General features: G+C 27.9%; 26 protein-coding genes, 1 tRNA gene, 1 pseudogene and 1 riboswitch. Of the genes and pseudogenes, 27 read left to right on the top strand and 1 reads right to left on the bottom strand.

The annotated features are described in order from the left end of the window. The first annotated feature begins 156 nt into the window (after positions 1 to 156). The 8 genes from Q0G30_RS11050 to Q0G30_RS11015 all read left to right on the top strand — a co-directional run bounded on the left by Q0G30_RS11050 (position 157) and on the right by Q0G30_RS11015 (position 10,824). A complete protein-coding gene (locus Q0G30_RS11050) occupies positions 157 to 2,166 on the top strand; it encodes an amylo-alpha-1,6-glucosidase (protein ID WP_294389842.1) in 2,010 nt (669 codons plus the stop codon). A 159-nt stretch (positions 2,167 to 2,325) separates the two neighbouring features. Then, complete coding sequence (locus Q0G30_RS11045; RefSeq protein WP_294389840.1) at positions 2,326 to 2,580, top strand: hypothetical protein; 255 nt, start codon at positions 2,326 to 2,328, stop codon at positions 2,578 to 2,580. Positions 2,581 to 2,753: 173 nt separating this feature from the next. Beyond that, positions 2,754 to 4,130: a dihydropyrimidinase gene (gene hydA / locus Q0G30_RS11040; RefSeq protein WP_294389836.1), complete on the top strand. Its 1,377-nt coding sequence runs from the start codon at positions 2,754 to 2,756 to the stop codon at positions 4,128 to 4,130. Between the two features lie 221 nt (positions 4,131 to 4,351). Then, complete coding sequence (locus Q0G30_RS11035) at positions 4,352 to 4,996, top strand: manganese efflux pump MntP family protein (protein WP_294389833.1); 645 nt, start codon at positions 4,352 to 4,354, stop codon at positions 4,994 to 4,996. A gap of 143 nt (positions 4,997 to 5,139) precedes the next feature. Continuing rightward, the gene (locus Q0G30_RS11030) at positions 5,140 to 5,640 is read left to right on the top strand and encodes a hypothetical protein (RefSeq protein WP_294389830.1); all 501 of its coding nucleotides are present in this window, start codon (positions 5,140 to 5,142) and stop codon (positions 5,638 to 5,640) included. Between the two features lie 132 nt (positions 5,641 to 5,772). After that, positions 5,773 to 7,365 (top strand): ATP-binding protein, encoded by a 1,593-nt coding sequence (locus Q0G30_RS11025; protein ID WP_294389827.1) that lies wholly within the window; start codon positions 5,773 to 5,775, stop codon positions 7,363 to 7,365. 186 nt (positions 7,366 to 7,551) lie between these two features. Then, a complete protein-coding gene (locus Q0G30_RS11020; RefSeq protein ID WP_294389822.1) occupies positions 7,552 to 9,006 on the top strand; it encodes a nicotinate phosphoribosyltransferase in 1,455 nt (484 codons plus the stop codon). Positions 9,007 to 9,255: 249 nt separating this feature from the next. Then, positions 9,256 to 10,824, top strand: coding sequence for a C40 family peptidase (locus tag Q0G30_RS11015; protein WP_294389818.1), 1,569 nt, complete (start codon positions 9,256 to 9,258; stop codon positions 10,822 to 10,824). A 114-nt stretch (positions 10,825 to 10,938) separates the two neighbouring features. Here Q0G30_RS11015 and Q0G30_RS11010 read toward each other — a convergent pair whose 3' ends face one another. Then, on the bottom strand, positions 10,939 to 11,877 hold the full coding sequence (locus tag Q0G30_RS11010) for an L-lactate dehydrogenase (protein WP_294389817.1): 939 nt from the start codon (positions 11,875 to 11,877) through the stop codon (positions 10,939 to 10,941). A 260-nt stretch (positions 11,878 to 12,137) separates the two neighbouring features. On the opposite strand from Q0G30_RS11010, the gene Q0G30_RS11005 reads away from it, so the two are divergent. The 19 genes and pseudogenes from Q0G30_RS11005 to Q0G30_RS10920 all read left to right on the top strand — a co-directional run. Next, the gene (locus tag Q0G30_RS11005; RefSeq protein WP_294389814.1) at positions 12,138 to 13,157 is read left to right on the top strand and encodes a DnaJ domain-containing protein; all 1,020 of its coding nucleotides are present in this window, start codon (positions 12,138 to 12,140) and stop codon (positions 13,155 to 13,157) included. An 89-nt stretch (positions 13,158 to 13,246) separates the two neighbouring features. Beyond that, positions 13,247 to 13,750, top strand: a complete 504-nt coding sequence (locus Q0G30_RS11000; RefSeq protein WP_294389811.1) for a GNAT family N-acetyltransferase — start codon at positions 13,247 to 13,249, stop codon at positions 13,748 to 13,750. 111 nt (positions 13,751 to 13,861) lie between these two features. Next, entirely contained in the window at positions 13,862 to 15,067 is a 1,206-nt protein-coding gene (locus Q0G30_RS10995) for a hypothetical protein (protein WP_294389807.1), read from the top strand. Positions 15,068 to 15,323: 256 nt separating this feature from the next. Then, a complete protein-coding gene (locus Q0G30_RS10990) occupies positions 15,324 to 15,695 on the top strand; it encodes a hypothetical protein (RefSeq protein ID WP_294389804.1) in 372 nt (123 codons plus the stop codon). Positions 15,696 to 16,165: 470 nt separating this feature from the next. Further along, complete coding sequence (gene trpD, locus Q0G30_RS10985) at positions 16,166 to 17,173, top strand: anthranilate phosphoribosyltransferase (RefSeq protein WP_294389801.1); 1,008 nt, start codon at positions 16,166 to 16,168, stop codon at positions 17,171 to 17,173. 8 nt (positions 17,174 to 17,181) lie between these two features. Next, positions 17,182 to 17,307, top strand: a complete 126-nt coding sequence (locus tag Q0G30_RS10980; protein ID WP_294389797.1) for a hypothetical protein — start codon at positions 17,182 to 17,184, stop codon at positions 17,305 to 17,307. Positions 17,308 to 17,352: 45 nt separating this feature from the next. Continuing rightward, the gene (gene trpB, locus Q0G30_RS10975) at positions 17,353 to 18,537 is read left to right on the top strand and encodes a tryptophan synthase subunit beta (protein ID WP_294134828.1); all 1,185 of its coding nucleotides are present in this window, start codon (positions 17,353 to 17,355) and stop codon (positions 18,535 to 18,537) included. Further along, positions 18,530 to 18,697 (top strand): tryptophan synthase subunit alpha, encoded by a 168-nt coding sequence (locus Q0G30_RS14440; protein WP_366013915.1) that lies wholly within the window; start codon positions 18,530 to 18,532, stop codon positions 18,695 to 18,697. The genes trpB and Q0G30_RS14440 overlap by 8 nt, the downstream gene beginning before the upstream one ends. Next, positions 18,672 to 18,926 carry a tryptophan synthase subunit alpha gene (locus tag Q0G30_RS14435; RefSeq protein WP_366013913.1) on the top strand — a complete coding sequence of 85 codons (255 nt, stop codon included), beginning with the start codon at positions 18,672 to 18,674 and terminating at the stop codon, positions 18,924 to 18,926. Before Q0G30_RS14440 ends, Q0G30_RS14435 begins: the two co-directional genes overlap by 26 nt. Positions 18,927 to 19,010: 84 nt before the next feature. Further along, positions 19,011 to 19,445, top strand: a complete 435-nt coding sequence (locus Q0G30_RS10965) for a PIN domain-containing protein (protein WP_294389794.1) — start codon at positions 19,011 to 19,013, stop codon at positions 19,443 to 19,445. Between the two features lie 55 nt (positions 19,446 to 19,500). After that, a riboswitch (glycine riboswitch) is annotated at positions 19,501 to 19,586 on the top strand. Between the two features lie 135 nt (positions 19,587 to 19,721). Beyond that, positions 19,722 to 20,330, top strand: a complete 609-nt coding sequence (locus Q0G30_RS10960) for a TRIC cation channel family protein (protein ID WP_294389792.1) — start codon at positions 19,722 to 19,724, stop codon at positions 20,328 to 20,330. A gap of 196 nt (positions 20,331 to 20,526) precedes the next feature. Beyond that, a complete protein-coding gene (locus tag Q0G30_RS10955; protein ID WP_294389789.1) occupies positions 20,527 to 20,886 on the top strand; it encodes a metal-sensing transcriptional repressor in 360 nt (119 codons plus the stop codon). Between the two features lie 193 nt (positions 20,887 to 21,079). After that, entirely contained in the window at positions 21,080 to 22,738 is a 1,659-nt protein-coding gene (locus Q0G30_RS10950; RefSeq protein ID WP_294389787.1) for an ABC transporter substrate-binding protein, read from the top strand. Beyond that, positions 22,731 to 23,714: an ABC transporter permease gene (locus Q0G30_RS10945; protein ID WP_294389783.1), complete on the top strand. Its 984-nt coding sequence runs from the start codon at positions 22,731 to 22,733 to the stop codon at positions 23,712 to 23,714. The genes Q0G30_RS10950 and Q0G30_RS10945 overlap by 8 nt, the downstream gene beginning before the upstream one ends. Further along, positions 23,707 to 24,573 (top strand): ABC transporter permease, encoded by an 867-nt coding sequence (locus Q0G30_RS10940; RefSeq protein ID WP_294389778.1) that lies wholly within the window; start codon positions 23,707 to 23,709, stop codon positions 24,571 to 24,573. The genes Q0G30_RS10945 and Q0G30_RS10940 overlap by 8 nt, the downstream gene beginning before the upstream one ends. A 15-nt stretch (positions 24,574 to 24,588) precedes the next feature. Then, the gene (locus Q0G30_RS10935) at positions 24,589 to 25,512 is read left to right on the top strand and encodes an ABC transporter ATP-binding protein (RefSeq protein WP_294389774.1); all 924 of its coding nucleotides are present in this window, start codon (positions 24,589 to 24,591) and stop codon (positions 25,510 to 25,512) included. Beyond that, positions 25,502 to 26,125: an ATP-binding cassette domain-containing protein gene (locus Q0G30_RS10930; RefSeq protein ID WP_294389768.1), complete on the top strand. Its 624-nt coding sequence runs from the start codon at positions 25,502 to 25,504 to the stop codon at positions 26,123 to 26,125. The genes Q0G30_RS10935 and Q0G30_RS10930 overlap by 11 nt, the downstream gene beginning before the upstream one ends. Positions 26,126 to 26,229: 104 nt before the next feature. Continuing rightward, positions 26,230 to 26,304, top strand: a tRNA-Cys gene (locus Q0G30_RS10925). 471 nt (positions 26,305 to 26,775) lie between these two features. Further along, positions 26,776 to 26,986 (top strand): annotated as a pseudogene (locus Q0G30_RS10920) (hypothetical protein); the annotation flags it as partial.

Here is a 26,986-nt window from a genome sequence, read left to right as displayed (position 1 = left end):
TTACTGGAAAATAAATATTTCATTTTTTCGCTTCCACGTAACGAACAATTTAGCAGTTTTAGTGTAAAAGTAGCAGATATGTTTTATTGTTTGTAAAAAAAAACTTATGTATAATTTCATTATCAAGTATAACTTAGTAAAAGAAGGGGAAAAGAAATGTATAAGTATGGAAGAGGAATGTGGAAAACAATAGAAGATGGTAATGAATTATTATGGGTAGTTGGTAATGGAATTGGCGGATATGCTAACCATACTGTTGCTGGTGGAGGTGCACAAGCTTTTCATGGATATTTAATAGCTTCATTAAATGCACCAGTAAATAGAAAGCTTATACTTACAAGAGTACAAGAGCAAATTATTATTGAAGATAGAGAGTATGATTTAACATCTCAGCAATATATAGGAACTTCAAAAAATGGACAAGAATATTTAGAGCAATTTATTTTGGATACGATTCCAGAGTATAGATATAGAGTTGAAGATATTTCAATAAATAAAAGCATAGCTATGGAATATGGGCATAATACAGTGGCTATATGCTATGAAATTGAAAATGGTAGTGAAGAAGCTAAGTTAAATTTAGTTCCGTTATTTAATTATAGAGAAGCTGGAGAAACAAGTGAGAGATCAGAATTAAAATTTGATGTTAATGTAGATGAAAAAACTTTAATGTTAATACCAGATAAGAATAAGGATATAAAAATAGAGTTTTATACATCAGAGGGTGAGTATTATGACAGAAGTTTAATTCCTACAAGTATGGCAACACCAAATTATTTAATAGAAGAAAATCATTTTTATATGATGGATCATAGAACTGGGTTCCTAGGTGTTGATAATCATTATACACCATATGAAATCCATGTTAAATTAAAGCCTTTTGAAAAGAAAAGCTTTTATATTAAATGTACAATAGAAGGATTAAATGAAAAATCAGGATTTGATATTGTAAGAGAGTACAAGGAAAGAGCAGAAGGGTTAGTTAATAATGCAGATTTAAAAGATGATTTTGCTAATAATTTAGTTAAGGCAGGAGATCATTTTATTGTAAGCAGAGAAAGCACAGGATTAAAAACTATATTAGCAGGTTTACCTTGGTTTACAGATTGGGGTAGAGATACAATGATTGCATTTGAAGGTCTTACTTTGGTAACAAAAAGATTTAGCGATGCTAGAGAAATATTAGAATCATTTGCTAAATATATAAAGAATGGATTAGTTCCAAATGTATTTCCAGATGCTAACACTGAACCAGGATATAATACTGTAGATGCATCTTTATGGTATTTCCAAGCTGTTTATAAATATCTAAAGTATACTGGTGATTTAAATGATTATAGATTTATAGAGGAAAAAATATATCCAAAATTAAAAGAGATATATAAAGCTTATTCAAGTAAAACAGACTTTTCAATTGGAATGGATACTGATGGATTAATATTTGCAGGTGGAGGACTTGATCAAGTTACTTGGATGGATGTGAGAGTTGGTGATTATGTTGTAACACCGAGACATGGAAAGCCAGTTGAAATAAATGCATTATGGTATAATGCACTAAAAATAATGGAGGATTTAGCTAATAAGTTTGGCGATGATAATAGTGAATATATAAATCTTTCTGAAAGAGTTAAGAAGTCATTTAATGATAAGTTTTGGAATGAAGAAAAGAGCTGTCTTTATGATGTTGTAGATAAAAATGATGATAAGATAAGACCAAATCAAATTTGGGCAGTATCATTACCATTTTCTATTTTAGATAGAGAAAAAGAAAAAATGATAGTTAATACAGTATATAAACATTTATATTCAACTTATGGATTACGTTCACTTTCATTTATGGATAAAGATTATAAGAAAAAGTATATAGGAAAGTTATTTGATAGAGACTGTGCTTATCATATGGGAACAACATGGGGCTTCTTAATAGGAGGATTTATAACAGCTTATTGTAAAGTTAACGACTATTCTAAAGAAGCTATAGAGAAAGCTAATTATATGTGTAAAGTCTTTGAAGATACTATGAGAGATGGATGTATAAATGGTATAGCTGAAATTTTTGATGGAGATTTTGCTTCTACGGGAAGAGGATGCTATTCTCAAGCATGGAGTGTTGCAGAGGTTTTAAGAGCATATACTCAGGATGTAATGCCGTATTTAAATAAATAGTAATTTAATTTTATAGACCCTATTAAATTAGTGATATTTAATAGGGTCTTAATTTATATAAATATTATTAAATAATTGCAATTAAATAATATTATCAAAATATTAAACATATAAGTAATGTATATGTTCAAGTAAATAAATATATTGGAGGTAAGGTTAATGAATAAGAATGAAACAATTTTATTAGGAGCAGCATGTTTTTTTGCTGGCGCAGTAGCAGGTTTTTTAATAGCACCTATTAAAAAAGGAATATATTGTGGTAATAACAGTGGAAATAACTATGCAGATAAGAATGGTGATGATAATGAAGAAGGAGGAGATGAAATAGATAAGGTTTTAGATGAGGTTAATGAAGTGATAAATAATGTAACAAAAGGACAAGATGAAGAAGTAATAGATTCAGAAGGTGTATAGATAAAATAAATTACAGGAATGTAAATCATATATATAAATGTCTGGATTATTTATAAGTTAATCCAGACATTTATATATATTATTATAAAATCTATATGTTTTAAAACAAGGAATATCAACTAAATACATAGAAGGTTTATATAAAAGAGGAATAAATCAGGGGGTATTCATATATGAGATTATTAATAAAGAACGGGACTATAGTTACTGCTAGTGATATATATAAGGGAGATATTTTTATTGAAAATGAAATTATAAAAGAAATAGGTTTAAATATTAATAAAACAGCAGATGAAGTAATTGATGCTAATGAAAAGTATGTTATACCAGGAGGGGTAGATATACATACTCACTTTAATTTACATGTAGGTAATAATGTTGCAAATGATGATTTTTATAGTGGTACTATTGCAGCTGCTTGTGGAGGTACAACAACTATTGTTGATCATATGGGATTTGGACCAATAGGGTGTAACTTAAAGCATCAGATTAATGTATATCATGAATATGCAGATAATAATGCTGTAGTAGATTATGGATTCCATGGTGTTATTCAACATGTAAACGATGAAATAATAAATGAAATGGAGGAAATTGTTTGTGATTATGGAATTCAAAGCTTTAAGGGATATTTAACTTATGATTACAAAATAGATGATGATAAAATAATAAAAGTTTTTGAGCGACTAAAAGAGTTAGGTGGTATAACAACAATACATTGCGAAAATCATGGAAGTATTCAATACTTAAGAAAAAAGTTTATTGATAAAGGATTAAAGAGTCCGAAATATCATTATTTAAGTAGGCCAGTAGAAGCAGAGGCAGAAGCTGTAAATAGAATGATTAAACTTGCTAAAATAGTTGATTATGAAGACTTATATGTAGTTCATTTATCAACTAAAGATGGACTAGAATATATAAAAAATGCAAGAGAATGTGGACAAAAAGTTTATGCAGAAACATGTCCTCAGTATTTATTATTAGATAAAAGTAAATATGAATTACAAAATAATGAGGGACTAAAATATATAATGAGTCCGCCACTTAGAAGTATTGAAAATTGTGAAGCCTTATGGAAAGGAATTAAAGATGGATATATACAAACTATAGGAACAGATCATTGTCCCTTTTCATTTAATAGAGATAAGCAGTTAGGGAAAGAAGACTTTACTAAATGTCCTAATGGTGCACCTGGAGTTGAAGAAAGAATTCCTTTGATTTTTTCTGAGGGAGTAATGAAAAATAAAATAGATTTAAATAAATTTGTAGAAGTGTGTTGTACAAATCCAGCTAAAATATTTGGATTATATCCTAAAAAAGGAACAATATCAGTAGGGAGTGATGCAGATATTACAATAATAGATCCTAATAAGGAAGTTGTTTTAACTACTGATAAACTTCATTCTAATGTGGATTATACAGCATATGAAGGATTTAAATTAAAAGGCTATCCTATATTTACAATATTAAGAGGAAAAGTAGTTTCTAAAGATGGAGAGTTTGTAGGGGAAAAGGGGTATGGAAAGTATATAAAAAGAAAAAGAATATAATCAAATAATTGACATATAAATGATATAATATTATAATAGATTAGTTCTATGAGGGAGTAGTTAGCATGAAAATGTAATTAGGTCAACATAATGGTTTTCAATAAAACCTGGCTTAATTTTAAATAACGAGACTCATGGATGCTTTTTTAGCATCCATGAATCTCGTTATTTTTTTGTATATAAAAAAAGTGAGAGAATAATAATAAGTAAGGAGAATGAGTATGAACATTACTACAATTGTACTTACAGCATTTGCTTTAGCAATGGATGCATTTGCTGTATCAGTTACTAAGGGAATGACTTTAAAAAATTTAACTAAGGCAATAGCTATAAAAATAGCTTTATTTTTTGGAGTTTTCCAAGCAGCTATGCCATTAATTGGATGGTTGTTGGGAATAAGTTTTCAAGGATATATAAAGGCTATAGATCATTGGATTGCCCTAATACTATTATCTATTTTAGGTGGGAAAATGATTTATGAATTTTATGAGAGTCGTAAAGAAGGAACTTCTGAAAATGAAGATACTGAAAGTGAAGTAAGTACTACTTTAGAAGGCGAAGAAAATAATAAATATGAAATATCTAATAAAGAATTAACTACTCTTGCTATTGCTACAAGTATAGATGCTTTAGCTGTTGGAATAAGTTTTGCATTTTTAAATGTTAATATAGTTTCTTCATCATTAATTATTGGAATAATAACATTTATAGTCTGCTTTATTGGTGTTATTGCAGGTAAAAAAATTGGAGCAATATTTAAAGATTATGCTGAACTTATAGGGGGAATTATTCTTATTCTTATAGGTATAAATATTTTCAATGAACATACAGGTTTTATAATGAATTTAATACACGGTATATTTTAGAAAAAAGTTGTCTCATTATGAGGCAACTTTTTTTATAAGATTAAATAGAAATATGTGAAAATTTTTATAATGTATTTATAAATAGGTTCACTAATGAAGATTAAGGCATATATTAATTATAATTAATTACTGATGGTGGTATTTTGAGGAATAGAAAAAGACCAATGCGTTACATTCCAGGTTTAAGAAGTTATATAAGAAAAGAACATAAAACTGATAATTATAAAAGAAGATATAGATATAGCTTTCAAAATAACAATAATAGAAATAATAATAATAAATTAAGTAGATTATTAATTATCAGTGGAATAATATTAATAGCTGTAGGAGTTATAGAAATATTTCAAAATACTATTGTATATTCTCCAATAAAATTTTTTGGGACAAGTAAAGGTGGAGTAAGTTTTGTAGCAAGTACAATACTATTATTTATAGGTATTGTTACAATAGTATTTGAAAGAAAACATATATTAGGAGTAATTTTAATATTACTAGGTATAATAATTATAGTGCTTTCCATATTTTTCTCCTTAAAAATAAGTTTATTACCAATTTCTCTTTTTAAAGCAATATTAATTTTTGGATTTATTTTTCTTGGAGTTGCATTAGTAGCTAAAGGCATTTTGAAATTTATAGGAAAATAATTTTGGAATATAACTTATTAAAGCGCTTTATATATATTACAAATATTGAAAAAAAAATATAACTTAGGTATAATAGAAAAGATATAACAGTTTAAAAAAGATATTAACGTAAGAATTTATAGAGGATAACAGATGAAGGAAATATTTGACAATATAAATGATTATATTATTTTTTTTAATAAAGAGAAAAAAATAGTACATTGTAATATAAAATTATTAAACAAGTTAGGCTATGAATTAACAGATGTTGTTAATGAATATATTGATGATAAAATAATAAAAAATAATGATAAATTAATAGTAGAAGAGTTTGAAAACTTAAATAAAAATTATAGTAAGTATAAAGTAGTAAATAAAAATAATAATATAGTAAATTTAACAGGAAAAGTATTTAAAACAACTTTTGAAAGAGAAGAAGTATATTGTTTAATTTTAAAAGAATATGAAGAAACAGATGCAGAGAATAGTAAAGAAAATATAAATGATTTAAATAAACAATTAAATGATATTAAAGATAAGTATATTGATGCAGAAGAAGAAATATCTTTATTACTAAATACTACTACAGATTTATTGTCATTTATAGATAAAGATGGAACTATAATTAAATCTAGTGATGTATGGAATGAGTATCTAGGATGGAGTGAAGCAGAACTCAAAAATCTAAAATGGCAGGAGTTATTTCATAAAGATGAAGTAGAAGAGGTTTTAGAACTAGCTAGAAGATGTAGAGCTAAAAAGCCACATTTTACAAGTCATGTTAATAGATGTATATGTAAAAATGGTGAGTATAAGTTAATATTTTGGAGATGCATATATGTAGAGAAGAAAGGCTTATATGTAGGTGCAGGAACAGATATAACAATGGAAAGATGGTTAGAAAAGGAAAAAATAAAATATGAAGAGGCTTTTTATTCGGAATACATAAAAAATGAATTTTTAGCCAATATATCTCATGAGCTTAAAACACCATTAAATATAACATTGTCCGCAGTACAATTAATTAATAATATACTAGAAAATAATAATGATATAATTAATAATAAATTAGATGTTATAAAATATACTAATTCAATTAAACAAAATTCTTATAGATTATTAAGATTAGTAAATAATATACTAGATGTTAGCAGTATTGATATGGGAAACTGTAATATCAATTTAGAAAATTGTAATATAGTATATTTAATAGAAGATATAGTAACTTCTGTTGCTAATTATCTTGAAGGAAAAGATGTAGATATTACATTTGATACAGACATTGAAGAAATAATAATAGCTTGTGATAGAGAAAAAATCGAGAAAATAGTATTAAATTTAATTTCTAATGCAATTAAGTATACCCAAAATCATAACCAAAGTATTGGAAAGATTAATATACATATATCTCTGGAAAAAAATGAGGTTAAAATATCTATAAAAGATAATGGAATAGGAATTCCTAAAGAAGAGTGGAATTGCATATTTGAAAAATTTAAAAGAGTAGATACAAAGTTAAATAGACAAGTAGAAGGTAGTGGAATTGGCTTGTCACTGGTAAAATCCTTAGTAGAATTACATGATGGAAAAATATATGTAGAGAGTCAAGTAGGAGAAGGAACAGAATTTATTTTTACTTTACCAATTAGATGTATTGATAGTAAAAATAAAATTGATTTAGGTATGAAAGCACATTCAGATATAAAAAAATGTGATGTAGAGTTTTCAGATATATATGCAATTTAAAACTAAAATATAAATAAAAAACTACAATGATATTAGATAAATAATATTATTGTAGTTTTTTTTATAAAAATTTATAGACTGTGGTCTGTTATGATTAAAAGTTTATATTATAGCAAAAAATAATAAAAATGTTGTTATAAAAATTAATTTTAAAAAGGTGTTTTATAATTTGAAGGAGTATTAATTATGATGAAAATAAATTTAAAAGAGGAAAGAAATTTAAGTATGCTAGTAGATTTTTATGAATTTACAATGGCTAATGGGTATTTTGAAAATGATTTAAAAGATAAAATAGTTTGTTTTGATATGTTTTTTAGGAGAAATCCTGATAATGCAGGATTTGCAATTACAGCTGGATTAGAACAGTTAATCCAGTATATAAAGGGATTAAGGTTTGATAAAGAAGATATTGAATATTTAAGAAAAAGGGAGCTGTTTAGTGAGGGATTTTTAGAGTATTTATTGAATTTTAAGTTTACAGGAGATATTTATGCTATAGAAGAAGGAACGCCTGTGTTTCCAAATGAACCATTAATAACGGTTAAAGCAAAGGTTATGGAAGCACAATTAATAGAAACAATGTTACTTTTAACTATCAATCATCAAAGTTTAATAGCAACAAAAGCTAATAGAATAAGAAGAGCCGCTAAGGGAAGAGTAGTATTAGAATTAGGAGCAAGACGTAGTCAAGGGTATGATGCAGCTATATATGGGGCTAGAGCTGCCTATATAGGTGGAGTAGATGGAACTGCAAATACTATTGCAGATGAAATTTTTGGAGTTAAGGCTGTAGGGACTATGGCTCACGCATGGATACAATTGTTTGGTGATGAATATAAGGCTTTTGAGACATATGCAAAAACATATCCAGATAATTGTATTTTATTAATAGATACATATAATGTCTTAAAATCAGGTATTATTAATGCTATTAAAGTTTCTAAAAATGTATTAGAACCACAAGGAAAAATGCTTAAGGGTGTTAGATTAGATAGTGGAGACTTGGCATACCTTTCAAAGGAAGTAAGAAAAATATTAAATATAAATGGATTAGAGAAGTGCAAGATAATTGCATCTAATAGTCTAGATGAATATATAATATCAGATCTTATGACACAAGGAGCTTGCATTGATACATTTGGTGTTGGGGAGAGATTAATAACTGCAAAGTCAGAACCAGTTTTTGGAGGAGTATATAAATTAGTTGCAGTTGAAGAAAATGGTGATTTAATTCCAAGAATTAAGCTGTCAGAAAACATAGAAAAGGTTACTAATCCTGGATATAAAACAATTTGGAGATTATTTGATAAAGAGAATAATAAGGCTATAGCAGATGTGTTAACATTAGCAGATGAAATTATAGATGATTCAAAAGAGTATGAGATATTCGATCCTATTCATACATGGAAGAGAAAAGTTGTAACAAATTATTATGCAAAAAAGATACAAGTACCAATTTTTATTCAAGGAAAATGTGTTTATAAAACACCAAAGCTAGATGAAATTCGAAAATATTCTTTAGAACAAGTTTCATCATTATGGGATGAAGTAAAGAGGTTTAATAATCCACAGGTATATTACGTTGATTTATCAGAAAAATTATGGAATCTAAAAAACCACATGATAAAAAGCTTTAGATAATATAAAGTGAGTTTTTATAGTTATAAAAATTAAGAGTAACATGATTTTAGTTTATTTAATAATCAAGTTACTCTTAATTTTCGTCTATTTTATATATAAGAATAAAAAAGTCAACAGTTTTAAATAATAATTGGTAAAAATAATAAAAACAATTAATAATATGCTAAAAAATATGGAAAATTAAAGTGAAAAAATATATAATTAGTATGTCAAAATATATATTAAAATAGGTGGGAGATGTAAAAAAATATGCAGAGAAAAAAGCTGAAAAAGATTATTGCTATTTCGAGTGTTGTTGGAACAATTTTAGTAGCCAAAACTGTACCAGCTAGTGCTACAGAATTAAATAGTGGAATATCAGTAGCTTCAATAAGTAAGGGACAAGTTATTAATGTAACTTCAACTTTAAGAATTAGAAAGTCAGCAAGTACAAGTTCAGCAGTATTAGGAACTATTAGAAATGGTAGTACATTTGATATAATCTCTAAGAGTGGGAGTTGGTATCAAATTAACTACAATGGAGTAACTGGTTACGTTCATGGAGATTATGTAAAAGAAATAACAACATCTTCAACAGTATCACAAAAGGGTAAGGTATATAATGTATCTAGTAATTTAAGAGTAAGAAGTGGAGCATCTACAAGTGCATCGGTATTAGGATACCTTACAAATAATGCTGAAGTAACTATCCTTGGAACAGAAGGTGAATGGTATAAAATACAGTATAACAGTGGATATGGTTATGTAAGTAAGGAATATATTACAACTAATGGTAATACAACTAATAATACAGGAAGTAATAATACAGGAAACACTGGTTCTTCAGAAACAGAAGTTAATAAAACAGGATATGTTTATAATGTAAGCAGTGGGGGACTTAGAGTTCGTAAAGAAGCATCTACTAGTTCAACTGTTTTAGGTACTTTATATTCAGGTAACTCTGTAAATATAGTAGGTGAAACAGGAAGTTGGTATAAAATTAAGTATAATTCATCATATGCTTATGTTCATAAGGATTATATAACTGAAACTAAACCATCTTCAGGATCAAATTCAAGTACTGGAAATAGTAATTCAACAACTGATAGCAATAACTCATCTCAAACAATGAATGCTGTAGGTGTTATTACAAATGTTTCTTCTAATTTAAGAGTAAGAAAGCAACCATCTTCAGATGCAGTTGTATTAGGATATTTACTAAATAATGAAAGTGTTAATATAACTGGAAAAGAAGGAAATTGGTATAAAATTAACTTTAAAGGTTCAGTAGGATATGTAAGTGCGGATTATGTAAAAATATCTACTGGAAGTAATAATAGTACTGGAAGTAATAGTAGTTCAGGAAGTAGCAATAATAATGCTTCTGTTTCTAATGCATATAACATTATATTAGAGGAATTAAAATCTCATATTGGTTCTCCATATGCTTATGGTGGTTCAGGGGAGTTAGTTACTAACGCATCAATACAAACATTAAAGAATAGGTTCCCAGATTATGCTTCTGCAGGTAAGTATGATACTTTATATCAATACGTTAATAGTGGAGCAAGAATGTTTGATTGTTCTGGATTTATGCAATGGGGATTTAGTAAAGCTAATATAAGCATTGGAAGAACAACTTATGACCAAATAAAAAGTGGAGTAGAAGTATCATTAGATAGTCTACAGCCTGGAGACTTATTATTCTATAGTAATTTAGGACATGTTGGTATGTATATAGGAAATAATCAATGGATAGAATCACCAAACTCTGGTAAGACTATAAGAATAACTAGTGTTCCATGGAGTTCAATTGGAAGAGCTAGAAGGGTTCTATAAAAATAGGACAAGTATATTCTAAATCATTGTAATTATAGTTATCTATCAATATTTGTTTAAAATAGAGCTAAATTAATAAAAACTGTATCAAATTTGATACAGCTTTTATTAATTCTATTTGTCATTAATTCTATCTATATATTCTTTCATTAAGTTAGCCGATGATATAAATTTTTCTTGTTCACTTGGTGATAATTGAATATTTAATACTTTTTCTATACCATTTCTTCCAAGAATAGTTGGAACACTTAGATAAGCATCGTTAACACCATAATAGTCATTTAATAATGTTGAAACAGTTAAAATAGTTTTTTCATCTCTAATAATTGCCTCAACTATTCTTTCAAGAGCTATTGCAACAGCAAATGCAGTAGCACCCTTTCTTTTAATAACTTCATAAGCAGAATTTTTAACATCTTCAGCTATAACACTTTCAGTTTCTTTATCCCATTCTATAGAGTTTTGCTCAGAGAAACTTTTTACAGGTATGCTACCAATCATTAATGATGACCAAGTTACAAATTCGCTATCGCCATGTTCACCTAGTACATATCCTTCTACATTTCTTCCATCAATTCCAAAATACTTTCCAAGTAAACTTCTAAGTCTTGCTGTATCTAAAACAGTACCTGAACCTATTACTCTTTCTTTAGGGAAACCAGAAAGTTTATATGTCATATATGAAAGAACATCTACAGGATTAGATACAACTAATAATATTGAATTTGGGCTTAGTTCTGCAAGTTTTGGGATAAAACTTTTAAATATTGAATAGTTTTTATCTACTAAGTCTAATCTAGTTTCACCAGGTTTTTGTGGTGAACCAGCAGTTATTATAATTATATCTGAATCCTTAGTATCTTCTAAAGTACCTAAAGTAACATTACATGGTCTAGATAAAGAACTACCATGCATTAAGTCCAATACTTCTCCTAGTGCCTTTTCTTGATTTATATCATTAATTACAATTTCTCTTGCTATTCCTTTTTGTAGTAATGCAAATGCTGTTGTAGCACCAATTGAACCTGCACCTATTATTGATATTTTACTCATAACTTCACCTCGTTTATTTAATATATATAGTATTTTCTATTTATAAAAAATATAATTATTATTAAAAAAGAAATAATAATTATTATTTAATACATATTATATCAATTTATAAAGTAAAAATAAACATAATAGGATAATATTTTTTATTCTTTAATATATCTACTATTTGAGGGTTTATAGTAAAATTGATATAATCAATAATATGTATAAAATAAGGAGTTTTATATATTAAATAATAAACAATTATAGGAGGATATTAGGTGAATTATTATAAGGTTCTAGGTATTGAAGATAATGCTACTCAAGAAGAAATTAAACAAGCTTATGATAAGCAAGTTCAAAAATTTAGAGATGAAGTAAAAGATGAAAAAATGTTAGAAAAATTCCTAGATTTGTTTAAAGAAGCATATAATGCACTAAATTATCAGGAAAATATAATACAAGAACAGCAGGAAGAAATATTTGATGAAGAAGTAAGTTCTTTATTTAAAAATAATAAAATTAAAGAGAAGCCAGCAGAGGTATTACAAGAGCAAGAAGTTAATAAAGTTCAAAGTAAAGATATAGAAAATAGCTATGCTGCTACTGTTTTAATGAGCAGAGAGGAAATATTGAGGGAGTCTTTAATACAACATCATGAACCAGAACAAGAAAGAATTATATTTAGATCAAAGGAAGACTTTGAGGATTGTGAAGGGTTTTTTGATAATGAAGAGGAAGAAGATGATTTTGAAGAAAAAATTATAAAAAAAATAAAGCAAAAAAGCACTTCTAAGAATAAAAAGAGTAAAAGTAAAAAAAGTAATGGTTCAAGTAAAAAAAGTAATGTAAGTAAAAATGATAAAGAGTATAATACTAGAGACACAGACAGAGACAGAGACAGAGACAATGATAGTACTAATAAATATGAAGATAAAAGCAAAAGTGTTAGAGTAAAAAAAGAAAAAAGCTCTAATGGAATATTAAATTTATTATTGATACCATTAAAAATAATAGCATTACCAATAATAGCAATATTAACAATATTAATTTTTATATGTAGGATAATAAGTTTATCATCTTGGTTAGTATCTAAAGTTATAATAGTTGGAGTTATTGCTATTGCAGCTATACAAGGCTATAGAATTTATATTGGACAAGTACCTAAGGAATATAGTATTTTTATTGCTTGTGGTATAGGTTTTGTGGTTTCTATATTTTTACCAAGTATAGTTAGAATAATACCTAATACTTTACAAGGAGTTAATAATACTTTAAAGGAATTTACATTTAAAAATTAATTTAAGAGGGGTAAGTAATTATCCCTCTTTTGTTATATAATAAAATAATAATTATAGTAAAATTTAATATTATTTATTGAGGTGTACTTATGAAGTTTAGAAAGACAACTATAGAAGATATAAAAAGTATAATGCAAATAATAGATGAAGCAAAAGAGTATTTTAGAAAAATGGGGATAGATCAATGGCAAAATGGATATCCCAATAGTGATGTTATATATAATGATATAAAAAATAATAGTAGCTACGTATTAGAAAGTGAAAATAAGATATTAGCAACGGCAATGGTTTCATTTGAAGCGGATAAATCCTATAAAAATATATATAATGGACAGTGGTTAAACAATGAGGAATATGCTGTTATACATAGAATTGCAGTTAGTGAAAAGATTAAGGGAAATGGAATTGCATCTAATATAATTAAAGAAGTAGAAAAATTATGTAAAGAAAATAAAGTGAATAGTATAAAAATAGATACTCATAAAGATAATATTTCAATGCAAAAATTACTTGAGAAAAATGGCTTTAAGTATTGTGGAATAATATACTTAGAAGATGGAAATGAGAGAGTAGCATTTGAAAAAATAGTATAAAGTTAAAAGAAATATGTGAAATATGTAACTATTTTGTAACTTTATAGTAGAATTTAGTGTTATAATATATTTATAAAATATATTATAACAAAAAAGATAGTAGGATAAAGTATGGAGAGAGAGAAAATTAAATTAGATGAAAAAATAAAAAATAAAAAAGATTTATTAAAAATAATTGAAGAAAAAGAAATTGAAATAGAAAATCAAAAAATAAAATTACAATTAGCTAATGAAGAAATAGAAAAGATAAAATTAGAATTAAAAGAGTTGAAAAAGAATATTAGTGATTCTATTGTAGATAGAATTGATAATGAATTAGAAGAAAAAAGAGTAAATAATTTTATAGGAGATAAAGAAAAAAAGAAAAGCAATATTTCTATAGAGCTTGTTGAATTAAATAAAGATGAAAGTACAGAGGAAGATGATTTTCTAGAAGGATATATAAACAAGATTATAGATGAAGTAACAAATTATGAGAAAAAACAAAATACTGATGAAAGAGTAGTTAAAGAAGTAGCATTAGATATTATTGAAGAAAAAAATGAGGATGAATTAACATTAATAGAAAGATTAAAATTATCATTTATACAAAATAAAAATTATGATGCTATAGAAGTTTTAAATGAAATATTAGATAAAATAAATGATGTAGAAGACACTATAACAAATGAAGAAAAAATATTGATGTTATATCTGGGGTATTTTTATAATAAATTAGAAGAGTTACTTAATAAGAGTAAAGTAATAAATGAATATTACGATTCAGATGTTAATGAATTAAAATTATTAAGAATGCTAATAAAAGAAAAAGAATATCCTATATATCAACAAGAAAAAGAAATAGTTTTAATGGAAATAAAATATGATAAAAAGTTATTTAAGAAATTAGATACCATTGTAAGAGTTAAAATAATTGATAAAATTAATGACATTGCATATAAAGTTTTTGATGGAGTATATTCTATTAAAGATTTAAAATACGGAGAAGAGAATATAACTTTAAAGGCTTGGGTTAAAGAAAGAGAAAATGATAATTATAGATTAGTTGAAGGATTATATTGTAAAAATACAGAAAAACTATATATGTTAGATAGTGCTATATGTGTATTAGGTCTTAATATTAAAAAGTTAACAGATGAAGAAATTAAAGCTGTAATTACACAAAAGAAAGAAGAAAAAGTTAGTCCAATTAGTGATTTGAAAGAAACTTGTAAAATTGATAATTTTAAAGAAGAGTATGATATAGATGAAGAAGATGGTGATTCAAATATATGGACAAGGCTCAAAGAAAAGTTTGGATTAAAATTAAAAAAATAAAATTATAGTAAAATAAAAATTGCCTAATTAAGAATATTAATTAGGCAATAAAGTTATATAAAAAGTTTAAGTAAAGGTTTACAAAAGTTAATTAATACTGTATAATAAAATTGAAAAACCTTTTAATGATAATTAATACAATTTATGTAAAAAAACAAAGTTAATAGAAATATTTCAAATATTTAAGAATAAATTAAGATTATTGTAACAAATTTGACAAATTAATAAAGTAAAATATTTATAGAGGTGATTTTATATGGAAATAAATTTACAATTTGTAGATTCATATCATGAAAAAAATTATATTGAAGTAGTTCAAAATTTTATTGGAAAATTAAATAAAGATTTATATATAGTATTAAAATTATTAAGTATTAAGGAAGTTTATGTAGTTGCTAAGGAATATATCAACGGAACTAATATAATGTTTAAAGAATTATTAAATGATCCAAGAATAATAAATACATCAAGATTTTTAGTTGAATTAGCATATAGCTTTTTTACAAGGAATTTTTCAGTAAAAGAGATTTCAAGTACAAAGAAATTAAATTCTGATACTAGAAATTTTATAATAAATATAATAAATTATTATTCAGAATCAGATAAGAAAGAAAATTATTGTGCATAATAAATTAAAATAAGTTAATAAGAAAATAAATATATTAAAAAATAAAAATAAAAAACATTGAACTTATTTACAAAATATGGTAATATTATAAAAAGAAACAGTTGATATGGAAATAAAAATAGATCCTGCACTTACAGAGAGTTTGGATAGGTGAGAGCCAAGCAGAAAGTAGCCTATTAAATGGACCATTGAGGGCATAGCGAAAAGAACCTTAGGTTCTTAGTATTCTATGACCTTTGACATACGTTAGTTGTCTAGGATATGTTAGTATCTGAATAAAGTGTACGATATTTTGTAAATCAAGATGGCACCGCGGGTGTAGTATATTCTACCCGTCCTTGACAGTGAACTTTACTGTCAAGGACGGGTTTTTATTTTTCTTGGCAGAATATATTAAATTTTTAGGAGGGAAGTATGATTTATGCCAAGTTAAAAGAAGTAAAAAATGAAAATATAAGGGGGCAATTTTAATGATTAGAGAGGCTATTAAAAAATTAAGTAATAAGCAAGATATTGGATATGAAATGGCAAAAGAGGTAATGAATGAAATTATGAGTGGAGTAGCAAGTGATGTTCAAAAAAGTGCTTATTTAACTGCATTAAGTATGAAAGGAGAAACTATAGAAGAAATTACTGGATCTGCAGAAGAAATGAGACATCATTGTATAAAGCTTTTACATGATAAAAATGTTCTTGAAATAGTAGGAACAGGCAGGGATGGTTCTAATTCATTTAATATTTCAACAACAGCATCTATTGTTATTGCAGCAGCTGGAGTACCTGTAGCAAAGCATGGAAGTAGAGCTGCAAGTAGTAAATGTGGGTCAGCTGATGTTCTAGAAGCTTTAGGGGTAAGAATAGATATATCTCCAGAAAAAAGCACGGAGTTATTAAATAAGATAGGAATATGTTTTTTATTTACACAAAATTATCATATTTCAATGAAGTATGTAGCACAAATAAGAGAGGAACTTGGAATAAAAACAGTTTTTAATATTTTAGGTCCATTAAGTAACCCTGCAGGAGCAAATATTGAGCTTATGGGAGTATATGATAAAGAATTAGTAGAACCACTTGCAAAAGTTTTATATAACTTAGGTGTTAAGAGGGCATTAGTTGTGTATGGAGAAGATAAATTAGATGAAATATCTATGAGTTCACATACAACTGTTTGTGAAGTAAGGGGTGGAGAGTTTTATTCATATGTTATAATTCCAGAACAGTTTGGTTTAGAAAGATGTAAAAGGGAAGATTTAGAGGGTGGAACTCCAAGGGAAAATGCAGAAATAACATTATCTATATTAAATGGTGAAGAGGGACCAAAAAGAAATGCAGTGGTCTTAAATGCAGGGGCAGCATTATATTTAGCTGGAAGGGTTAACACTATACTAGATGGAGTAAGGTTAGCTGAAGAGGTAATTGATAGTGGAGAAGCAAAGAATAAGTTAGAAGAGTTTATTAAATATTCTAATGAGTAGGTGAATTTATGATATTAGATGAAATAGTAGCAAGAACTAAAATAAGAATAGGGGAAATCAAAGGGGTAAAGCTATTAAGTATAGTAAAAGAAGAAGTCTTATTAAATAAAAATAGGATTTATATTACATTATGAAAAAATAAAAGAAATAATGAAAATATTAGGAAGGTAGGTATAGGAATGAGTAGGGGAAGATTTGGAGATTATGGAGGTCAATATATATCAGAGACATTAATGAATGAGCTTATTAATCTTGAAGAAAAGTATGAATACTATAAAAAAGACAAGAAATTTAATGATGAGCTAAATAATTTATTAAACAAGTATGCAGGAAGACCTTCTCTCTTGTATTATGCAGAAAAAATGACTAATGACTTAGGTGGAGCAAGGATTTATTTAAAGAGAGAAGATTTAAATCATACGGGATCTCATAAAATCAATAATGTTCTTGGACAGGTATTATTGGCCAAAAAACTAGGAAAAACAAGAGTAATTGCAGAAACAGGAGCAGGTCAACATGGAGTAGCAACAGCAACAGCAGCAGCACTTTTAGGATTAGAATGTGAAATTTTTATGGGAAAGGAAGATACAGATAGACAAGCTTTAAATGTATATAGAATGAAGCTTTTGGGAGCTAAAGTTAATGCTGTAACTAGTGGAACCATGACTTTAAAAGATGCTGTTAATGAAACTATGAGAGAATGGGTAAGTAGAGTTGAAGATACTCATTATGTTTTAGGTTCAGTAATGGGCCCACATCCATTTCCAACTATAGTAAGAGATTTTCAAAGTATAATAAGTAAAGAAGCTAGAGAGCAAATACTTAGGTTAGAACATAAATTACCATCAGCCGTTATTGCTTGTGTTGGTGGTGGAAGTAATGCCATGGGAATGTTCTATGATTTTATAAAAGATAAAGATGTACAGCTTATTGGGTGTGAAGCAGCAGGAAAAGGTGTAGACACAGCCTTAAATGCAGCAACAATAGCAAATGGTACTGTTGGAATATTTCATGGAATGAAGTCTTATTTTTGCCAAGATGAAAATGGACAAATAGCACCAGTATATTCAATTTCGGCGGGGCTAGATTATCCGGGAATAGGTCCAGAGCATGCTTATCTAAATGATATAAAAAGAGCAAAATATGTACCTATAATGGATGATGAAGCAGTTGAAGCTTTTGAGTATTTAGCTAAAACAGAGGGAATTATTTGTGCAATAGAAAGTGCACACGCTGTAGCTTATGCAAAAAAAATAGCAAAAGACTTTAGCAAGGATGAAAGTATTATAATTTGTCTTTCAGGAAGAGGCGATAAAGATGTTGCAGCAATAGCTAGATATAAGGGGGAAGAAATTTATGAGTAATATATACAAAGCTTTTAAAAATAAAAAAGCCTTTATAGGATTTTTAACTGCAGGAGATCCAAGTGAAGAAAAAACTGTAGAGTATATTTTAGAAATGGAGAGAGCAGGAGCTGATTTAATATGTTGTATCATCGATGGGAGTTACAGGTGCAAGAAGTGAAATTAATACTGATATAGGAAATATGGTTCAATCTATTAAGGAAGTTACGAATGTTCCTTGTGCTGTTGATTTTGGAATTAATAATACTAATAAAGCAAGAGAAATATCAGAAGTAGCTGATGGAGTAATTGTTGGAAGTGCTATAGTTAAAATTATTGAAAATAATGGGGAAAATACTAAGGAAGAATTGTTTAAGTATGTTAGTGAGATGAAACATGCAATAGAATAGGTATATAGAATTTTAAAATATATTTTATATTTTTAGATAGTTACTTATAATTAAATTAAGTGTGTTATAAAAGGAGAGAGACAAATGAAAAAATATTTATTGGATACTAATATAATAATTAAACTTTGGAATTTAAATGAGAAAAGTTTAGATAAAATTCTAAAGGAAAATAAGGTATTTATATTAAGGGAAGTATTAAATGAATTATCAGTAAAAGAAACAAAAGAGTATAGAAGAAAAGAAGTTTTAAGTGAACGTTTTTGTAATTTATTGCCTTATAGTATGGAAGTTGAAAAAGAAGATATTAGTGGGTTTTATATGATATTTGATTATAAAATTAAGGATAAATTTAATAGTAATAATTTATCTCAAAATGATTTATTGCAGCTATATGCTTGTTATGTTAATGATGATTTAAATTTAGTAACAGAGGATAAGGAATTGTTTAACATTGCTAAATATATTTTAGGAGATAATAGAGTATTATCATTAGAGCAAATAAAAGATATTAAAATATAATAAATATGCCTCTTGAAGTATAAACATGGATATATTATAATTTACAAGTATTTCGTTGAAAAATTTGGGAGATGCTGTTTAAATACAGAGCCGAAGGGGAAAGTGCGGCAAACTCTCAGGCAAAAGGACCAAATTTTGAGAAAACTCTGGAAAGTCTATTAAAAGGCACCGACGAAGCAATCTTAAGTATAGTAAGAGAATCTTTCAGGTAAAAAGACAGAGGCGCAATTATTTTAATAATTAGTCTTAAGGTATTACTAAAAAGGAGGACTTTTCTTGGACTATATTACAGTTTTGGAGTATATCGGTGTTTTTGCTTTTGCCGTATCAGGAGCAATAGTAGCTATTGAAGAGGAATTTGATATTTTTGGAATATATATAATAGCTATAATTACAGCTATGGGTGGGGGAGTACTTAGAGATATTGTTACAAATTCAGGTATTCCAGTATTTTTTACAAGTTATATGACAATTCCATTTATTATTGCAGGAACTTTATTAGCTATATTTTTAAAAGGTAATTTAAAGTATAAGAATTTATTTGTATTCATCGATGCAATTGGACTAGCTGCCTTTTTCGTATCAGCAGCTGTTAAAGCAATCAATAGTAATTATAATTTTATGTTATTTATATTTGCAGCTAGTATAACTGGTGTTGGTGGAGGAGTTCTAAGAGATATAATAACTAATAGAAAACCACAAATTTTTAAAAATGATATTTATTGTGTTGCAGGAGTTATAGGTGTAACTATATTTTGGTTTATATATCCTATAATTGGAATAGAATCAGCACAATTTATAACTTTGGTAATTATAGTACTTATTAGAATGATAAGTTATTATAAGACTATAAATTTACCAGTAGTATGTAAAGAAAGAGTATAAAATTTAAGAAAAAGACTAATATTAAAATGATGTAAGGTATGAGAAAAAATTCTCATATCTTTTTGTTTTAGTACTCGATAATAAAAGGGTTAGAAGCTAATATGAAGAATATTAATATAGAGATTATTTTTATGAAAGAATAACTTACTATAAAATTTAATATAAATTATATAGTAGTATAAATTGGGGGTATAACATGGATAGTACAAAAGCAATGGAGCATGTTCATAAAAGTGATAATGGTAAGACATTTACTCATACTCATAAAAATACAGAGGGGCACACACATACACATTCTCACGAAAGTACAAAAGCTATATTGAATCGTTTATCTCGTGCAGCTGGACATTTAGAATCCGTAAAACGCATGGTTGAAGATGAGAGGGATTGTAGTGAAGTATTAATTCAGTTAGCAGCAGTTATATCAGCATTAAATGGAGTAAGTAAAATAATATTGCAGGAGCATATAGAAGGATGCATAGTAGAAGCTATAGAATGTGGTGATAAAAGACCTATAGAAGATTTAAATAAAGCAATAGCCCAATTTATTAAATAAATACTTAATAATATCACGTTAAAAAAGAGGATTCGCATCGAAATCCTCTTTTTTCATATAATATTTTTTATGAAAACTAAAATTTATTTATTATAAAAAAATATAAAATTAATCCCCCTACCGAGGTTGTTGAGGGTTGGTAAAGATGATAAAATTCTGGTATAAAGTGGAAAAAGAGATTAGGGGGAAGTTTATGAAAAAAAAATCGTTGATTGTATCACTAATAGTAAGTATGTCATTACTCATGGTAGGATGTAATAATGGAAAAAGTACAAGTGTGAAAAATAACTCTAAAGATGATAATAGTATTTCAACATCTGCTAATAATGAGAATAATGTTAGTAAGGACAGTATTACAGCATATGTTGGAAATAATATTTTTGAAAGTAGCTTAGATCCAATTAAAGGAGCTATGAGTTACGGATATTCATTTACTAATAATGCTTTAACAAGAGTAAATCCAAATTCAGAATATGAAGGTGATTTAGCAGAAAGTTGGAGTATAAGTGAAGATTCATTAACTTATACTTTTAATTTAAAAAAAGGTATTAAGTTTCAAGATGGATCAGATTTTACTGCTGAAGATGTAGTGTTCACTTATGAAACAGTAAAGAGTAATCAAGCAGATAATGAAAGTGTTGATCTTACAAGATTAGAAAATGTAGAAGCTGTAGATGATTATACAGTTAAATTTACATTATCAGAGCCATATTCGCCATTTTTTGATTCCATTGCATTGTTAGGAATTGTTCCAAGTGACGCATATGATAGCGAAGTTTTTGATAAATCACCAATAGGAACAGGGCCATGGAAAGTTATTCAATATAATACAGATCAACAAATTATAGTACAAGCTTATGAAGATTATTACGAAGGAACTCCAGAAATTAAGCAAGTAACATTTGTAAAAATGGATAGTAAATCAGCTTTTTCTAATGCTAAGTCTGGTCAATTAGATATAGTTATGGTAGATCCAAACTATTCTACAGAAACAATAAATGGAATGCATTTAGAGAATCTTGAGACTATGGATGTCCGTAATATTAGCTTACCATGCTTACCGGAGCAGAAAATGACAGATAAAGAGGGCAATGAAATAGTAGTAGGTAATAATGTTACATCTGATATAGCTGTACGTAAAGCTTTAAGTATAGGGATAAATCGTGAACAAATAATTGAAAATGCCTTAAATGGTGTAGGTAAAAAGGCTACTGGTTTTACAACTAATTTAGTTTGGGGAAATCCTTTAGTTTATGATGATAATCAAAAAGATGAAGCAGAAAAAATACTTGAAAAAGCTGGATGGATAGATAGTAATGGCGATGGCATTCGTGAAAAAGATGGGGTAGTTTGTGAATTTGATGTTTATGCACCATCTAATGATCAGCAACGATATTTATTAGGAAGTGCTGTTGCAGAAGATGCAAAAGAGTTAGGAATAAAAATAAATGTTAAACAAGGAACATGGGATGAACTTACAGTTAAAGCTAAAACATGTGGTATTGTATGGGGATGGGGACAATATAGCCCTACAGTATTAAAGTCATTGCTTTATTCTGATTTATTTTTGACAGGTGATTACGATAATACAATTGGATATTCAAATAAGGAAGTAGATAAATTAATAGATGAAGCTATAGATTCTAATAATCAAGAAGAGGCAGTAGAAAAGTGGAAAGAAGTACAAACAGTTTCAAGTGAAGATTATCCATATTTATATATTGTAAATATTGAGCATAGCTACTTTATAAATGACTCTCTTGATATTTCTATAAATACACAAATACCACATCCACACGGACATGGTGCACCAATTATTTGTAATATGAAGGATTGGAAGAGTAATGAATAGAGTAAAATATATAAGTTCAACATTTTTTAGAATGTTATCCTTGTTAATAGGGGTTAGTATTATTTCATTTATCTTAGTTACAAATTCACCTATAGATCCATTAACTTCGTATATTGGAGCAGAATCTACCCTTTCAGTAGAGGCAAAGGAGAAAATTGCAGAACATTGGGGATTAAATGATCCACCATTAGAAAGGTTTGCATCTTGGGGTAAAAATGTATTAAGAGGTGACTTTGGAACATCAATAACATATAAGCAGCCAGTTAGTACAGTTATATTAGAGAGATTTAAGTATTCAATAGTATTAATGTTAGTAGCTTGGTGTTTTTCAGGAATAGTAGGATTTGCAATTGGCGTTTTAGCAGGTGTATATAAAGGAAGTTTATTTGATAAGATTATAAAAATATTTTGTCTTGCATTACAATCAGCACCAACTTTTTGGATAGGTTTATTAATTTTAAGCTTATTTTCAGTATATTTAGGATGGTTTCCTATAGGATTTGCAGTACCAATGGGGAAGTTAGCTTCAGAAATTACAATTTGGGATAGAATATATCATCTTGTATTACCAGCATTAACCCTTAGCATATTAGGTATTAGTAGAGTAACATTATTTACAAGACAAAAGTTAATAGAAATATTAAATAGTGACTTTATACTTTTTGCAAAGGCAAGAGGTGAAAATACTAGACAACTAGTAATTAGACATGGGTTAAGAAATATAGCATTACCAGCTATAACAGAACAATTTGCTTCATTTAGTGAACTTTTTGGAGGAATAGCATTAGCTGAAACAGTTTTTTCTTATCCAGGCTTAGGTACAGCAACAACAGCAGCAGGATTAAATGGAGATGTTCCTTTATTACTAGGCATTGCAATATTTAGTGCCATATTTGTATTTGTAGGTAATTTTATTGCAAATATATTATATGGAGTATTGGATCCAAGGTTAAAGGAGGGAAAATATAATGGTTAATAGCCCCTTAAGAGTGATAAAAAAAGATAGGTTTAATATTTTTCCTAATACAAGGGCTAAGATAATATTTTATGTAGCAATTTCTACTGCGTATTTATTAGTAGTATTTATTTTAGGAATTACAATGAATTCAGATAAATATGCAGTGAATTATTCATCAAAATTTATAAGTCCATGTTTAGACCATTTGTTTGGAACAGATTTTATGGGAAGAGATATGTTTTGGAGATGTATAAAAGGGTTATCTAATAGTATTTTAATAGGAATACTTGCATCTATAATAAGCTCTTTTATTGCTCTTGTGTTTGGAGTTTCTTCAGCTATTATTGGTGGAAAATATGATAAATTTATTAATTGGTGTGTTGACCTTTGTATGGGGATTCCACATCTTATTTTGCTAATTTTAATATCATTTATGCTTGGAAGAGGTACAGTAGGAGTTACAGTAGCAGTAGCAGTTACCCATTGGCCTTCACTTACAAGGCTTGTTCGTGCAGAAGTTCTTCAAGTTCGATCATCTCAATATGTCCAAGCAGCCTATAAAATGGGAAAAAGTAAGTTTGAAGTTGCAGTTAATCATATTATTCCACATGTATTACCAGTATATCTAATTGGTGTTGTACTATTATTTCCACATGCTATTATGCATGAAGCATCAATAACATTTTTAGGATTTGGAATTCCAGCAGAGGTTCCTGCAATTGGAGTTATCTTATCAGAAGCAATGAATCATATTACAACAGGAAAGTGGTGGCTTGCAGTTTTTCCAGGAGTAATGCTTTTAAGTGTTGTAATCTTATTTGATGTAATTGGTGAGAATCTTAAGCTTTTAATTAATCCAAATAGCGGAAATCAATAAATAAGGAGAAAGTCTATGAATGAGAAAGTATCAGTATTACAAGTAGATAATTTATCAATAGCCTTTAGTATGTATAATAGGGGATTAAGTAAAAGAGATTTAGAAGTTATACATGAACTTAGTATTGATGTAAAAAAAGGTGAAATTGTAGCTGTAGTTGGATCAAGTGGATCAGGAAAGAGTCTTTTAGCTCATGCAATTATGGGAATATTGCCTGAAAATGCAAAAATAAAAGGTAGTATAAAATATTATAATGATGAATTAAATGAGAAGTATTTAAGAAAAGTAAGAGGAAAAGATATAGCATTTATACCACAATCAGTAGATTTTTTAGATCCATTAATGAAGGTAGGAAAGCAGGTTGTTGGAATTAATGGTAATAAAGAAAAACAAAAAGAAGTTTTTAAAAAATATAATTTAGATGATAAAGTTGCAGAAATGTATCCTTTTCAATTATCAGGTGGAATGGCAAGAAGAGTTTTAATAGCAACAGCTGTAATGAATGAAGCAAAATTAATTATAGCTGATGAGCCAACACCAGGTTTAAATTTAGAGCTTGCAATGGAAACATTAAATAATTTTAGAGAGATTGCAGATAATGGATGTGGAGTATTGTTAATTACTCATGATGTAGATTTAGCTTTAAATGTAGCTGATAGAATTGCAGTTTTTTATTCTGGTACTATAGTTGAAATTGCGCAAGTTGAAGATTTTATAAAGGGAAAAGATGCATTAAGACATCCTTATAGTAAAGCATTTATAGATGCACTACCACAAAATAAATTTAAGGAACTACCAGGATATCAACCTTATGCAGGCAATCTTCCAAAGGGCTGTTTGTTTAGAGATAGATGTTCATTAAAAACAGATGAATGTTGTATGGAGATTAAGATGAGAAAAGTAAGAGATGGAGAGGTGAGGTGTATTAATGCTACTTGAGGTTAAAAATATAAGCTATAGATATAGTAAAAGTTCTAGATGGATACTTAAAGATGTTAGTTTTACAGTTGATTCTAAAGAAAGAGTAGCATTAGTTGGACCATCAGGTTATGGAAAAAGTACATTATCAAAAATAATATCAGGATACATAAAGCCTGATAAAGGAGAAGTTTTATGGGATGGAAAGCCAATTCCTGAAAAATGTTATTGTCCAATTCAAATGATTTATCAGCATCCAGAGCAATCAGTTAATCCAAGGTGGAAGATGGGTAAGACACTAAATGAGGGGTGGAATGTAGATAATAATTTGTTAGATGAGATGGGAATAGAAAGATCCTGGTTGAATAGATGGCCTAATGAGCTATCTGGGGGAGAATTACAAAGATTCTGTATAGCAAGGGTATTAGGTCCAGAAACTAAATTTTTAGTTTGTGATGAAATAAGCACTATGCTTGATGTTATTACTCAAGCGCAAATTTGGAATTTACTATTGAAAATATCTAATAAAAATAAATTAGGTATGTTAGTAGTTACTCATAATATAGAATTAGCTAAAAAAGTATGTAATAGAATTATAGAATTGCCTAAAATTAATAATGAATTCAGTAGTTAATAAGTAAAGGGAGCTAATTTTCTGGCTCCTTTTATAATTTATAATATAAAATATAAAAAAAGTGTAGACATTTTGAATGATATTATATATAATAATAAATATACGGCGCCATAGCCAAGCGGTAAGGCAGAGGTCTGCAAAACCTTTATTCCCCAGTTCAAATCTGGGTGGCGCCTCCAATAAGATTATTTAAAAAAGGAATTCAGATTTGAATTCCTTTTTTTGTATGTGTGCCCAGCATGGGTAACAACTTGACGGTGAAAGTCCGTTGTGGGCTTGGTAGTGGGAACCACTAGCCAATGACAAGGGTGTCCACCGTGAGGTGGAATCTGAAGGAAGTCGGAGGCAAAGTCTCGGTCTGAGGAATACGAACTACATACAAGGCTTACTAAGGTCGGACGAGTTTGCATAACAAAACAAAGTCCAACACTACCCGAAACCTTAGGAGTAAATGTAGCAGATATATGAGATGAAGGTTGTTGTTCTTACCTGGGGAGGTCTGATAGATATATTACTAATAAAGATGAATTTCTAAAGTAATAACCTACATAGTGATATGTAGCTGAACTATCAGAAGTCAGCAGAGGTCATAGTAACTCCGCTAATCGCGATAGCGGACGAAGGACTGAACTTTAAGGAGGTTTTGAAATTTGAAAGTTTCGCAGAATAATCAAAGATTGCAGAAAACTAAATATTTAGGCTCTAATGCCCAAGATAGAGTGGAACTCGAACATAAGCAAAGAGTGCATAGAAAATTCTCGGCAACTTTAAAAGGAGAAACCGATGAATTTGAATATGGCTCATTAGAAAGAATATTATCTAGGGAAAACTTACTCCTAGCAATGAAGAGAGTAATATCTA

This window comes from uncultured Clostridium sp., assembly GCF_934754925.1.
Lineage (GTDB): Bacteria > Bacillota > Clostridia > Clostridiales > Clostridiaceae > Clostridium.
This window is presented reverse-complemented; position numbering and strand designations above follow the sequence as displayed.

What these genes read in the sequence shown, in the direction of transcription:
- Q0G30_RS11010 (WP_294389817.1), bottom strand. Translation starts at nt 11,877, where the DNA reads ATGAGTAAAATATCAATAATAGGTGCAGGTTCAATTGGTGCTACAACA.
- Q0G30_RS11020 (WP_294389822.1), top strand. Translation starts at nt 7,552, where the DNA reads ATGATGAAAATAAATTTAAAAGAGGAAAGAAATTTAAGTATGCTAGTA.
- Q0G30_RS10935 (WP_294389774.1), top strand. Translation starts at nt 24,589, where the DNA reads ATGAATGAGAAAGTATCAGTATTACAAGTAGATAATTTATCAATAGCC.
- Q0G30_RS10965 (WP_294389794.1), top strand. Translation starts at nt 19,011, where the DNA reads ATGAAAAAATATTTATTGGATACTAATATAATAATTAAACTTTGGAAT.
- Q0G30_RS14435 (WP_366013913.1), top strand. Translation starts at nt 18,672, where the DNA reads ATGGGAGTTACAGGTGCAAGAAGTGAAATTAATACTGATATAGGAAAT.
- Q0G30_RS11025 (WP_294389827.1), top strand. Translation starts at nt 5,773, where the DNA reads ATGAAGGAAATATTTGACAATATAAATGATTATATTATTTTTTTTAAT.
- Q0G30_RS10945 (WP_294389783.1), top strand. Translation starts at nt 22,731, where the DNA reads ATGAATAGAGTAAAATATATAAGTTCAACATTTTTTAGAATGTTATCC.
- Q0G30_RS10955 (WP_294389789.1), top strand. Translation starts at nt 20,527, where the DNA reads ATGGATAGTACAAAAGCAATGGAGCATGTTCATAAAAGTGATAATGGT.
- hydA (WP_294389836.1), top strand. Translation starts at nt 2,754, where the DNA reads ATGAGATTATTAATAAAGAACGGGACTATAGTTACTGCTAGTGATATA.
- Q0G30_RS10980 (WP_294389797.1), top strand. Translation starts at nt 17,182, where the DNA reads ATGATATTAGATGAAATAGTAGCAAGAACTAAAATAAGAATAGGGGAA.
- Q0G30_RS10990 (WP_294389804.1), top strand. Translation starts at nt 15,324, where the DNA reads ATGGAAATAAATTTACAATTTGTAGATTCATATCATGAAAAAAATTAT.
- Q0G30_RS10940 (WP_294389778.1), top strand. Translation starts at nt 23,707, where the DNA reads ATGGTTAATAGCCCCTTAAGAGTGATAAAAAAAGATAGGTTTAATATT.
- trpB (WP_294134828.1), top strand. Translation starts at nt 17,353, where the DNA reads ATGAGTAGGGGAAGATTTGGAGATTATGGAGGTCAATATATATCAGAG.
- Q0G30_RS10930 (WP_294389768.1), top strand. Translation starts at nt 25,502, where the DNA reads ATGCTACTTGAGGTTAAAAATATAAGCTATAGATATAGTAAAAGTTCT.
- Q0G30_RS10950 (WP_294389787.1), top strand. Translation starts at nt 21,080, where the DNA reads ATGAAAAAAAAATCGTTGATTGTATCACTAATAGTAAGTATGTCATTA.
- Q0G30_RS14440 (WP_366013915.1), top strand. Translation starts at nt 18,530, where the DNA reads ATGAGTAATATATACAAAGCTTTTAAAAATAAAAAAGCCTTTATAGGA.
- Q0G30_RS11015 (WP_294389818.1), top strand. Translation starts at nt 9,256, where the DNA reads ATGCAGAGAAAAAAGCTGAAAAAGATTATTGCTATTTCGAGTGTTGTT.
- trpD (WP_294389801.1), top strand. Translation starts at nt 16,166, where the DNA reads ATGATTAGAGAGGCTATTAAAAAATTAAGTAATAAGCAAGATATTGGA.
- Q0G30_RS11035 (WP_294389833.1), top strand. Translation starts at nt 4,352, where the DNA reads ATGAACATTACTACAATTGTACTTACAGCATTTGCTTTAGCAATGGAT.
- Q0G30_RS10995 (WP_294389807.1), top strand. Translation starts at nt 13,862, where the DNA reads ATGGAGAGAGAGAAAATTAAATTAGATGAAAAAATAAAAAATAAAAAA.
- Q0G30_RS11050 (WP_294389842.1), top strand. Translation starts at nt 157, where the DNA reads ATGTATAAGTATGGAAGAGGAATGTGGAAAACAATAGAAGATGGTAAT.
- Q0G30_RS11045 (WP_294389840.1), top strand. Translation starts at nt 2,326, where the DNA reads ATGAATAAGAATGAAACAATTTTATTAGGAGCAGCATGTTTTTTTGCT.
- Q0G30_RS11000 (WP_294389811.1), top strand. Translation starts at nt 13,247, where the DNA reads ATGAAGTTTAGAAAGACAACTATAGAAGATATAAAAAGTATAATGCAA.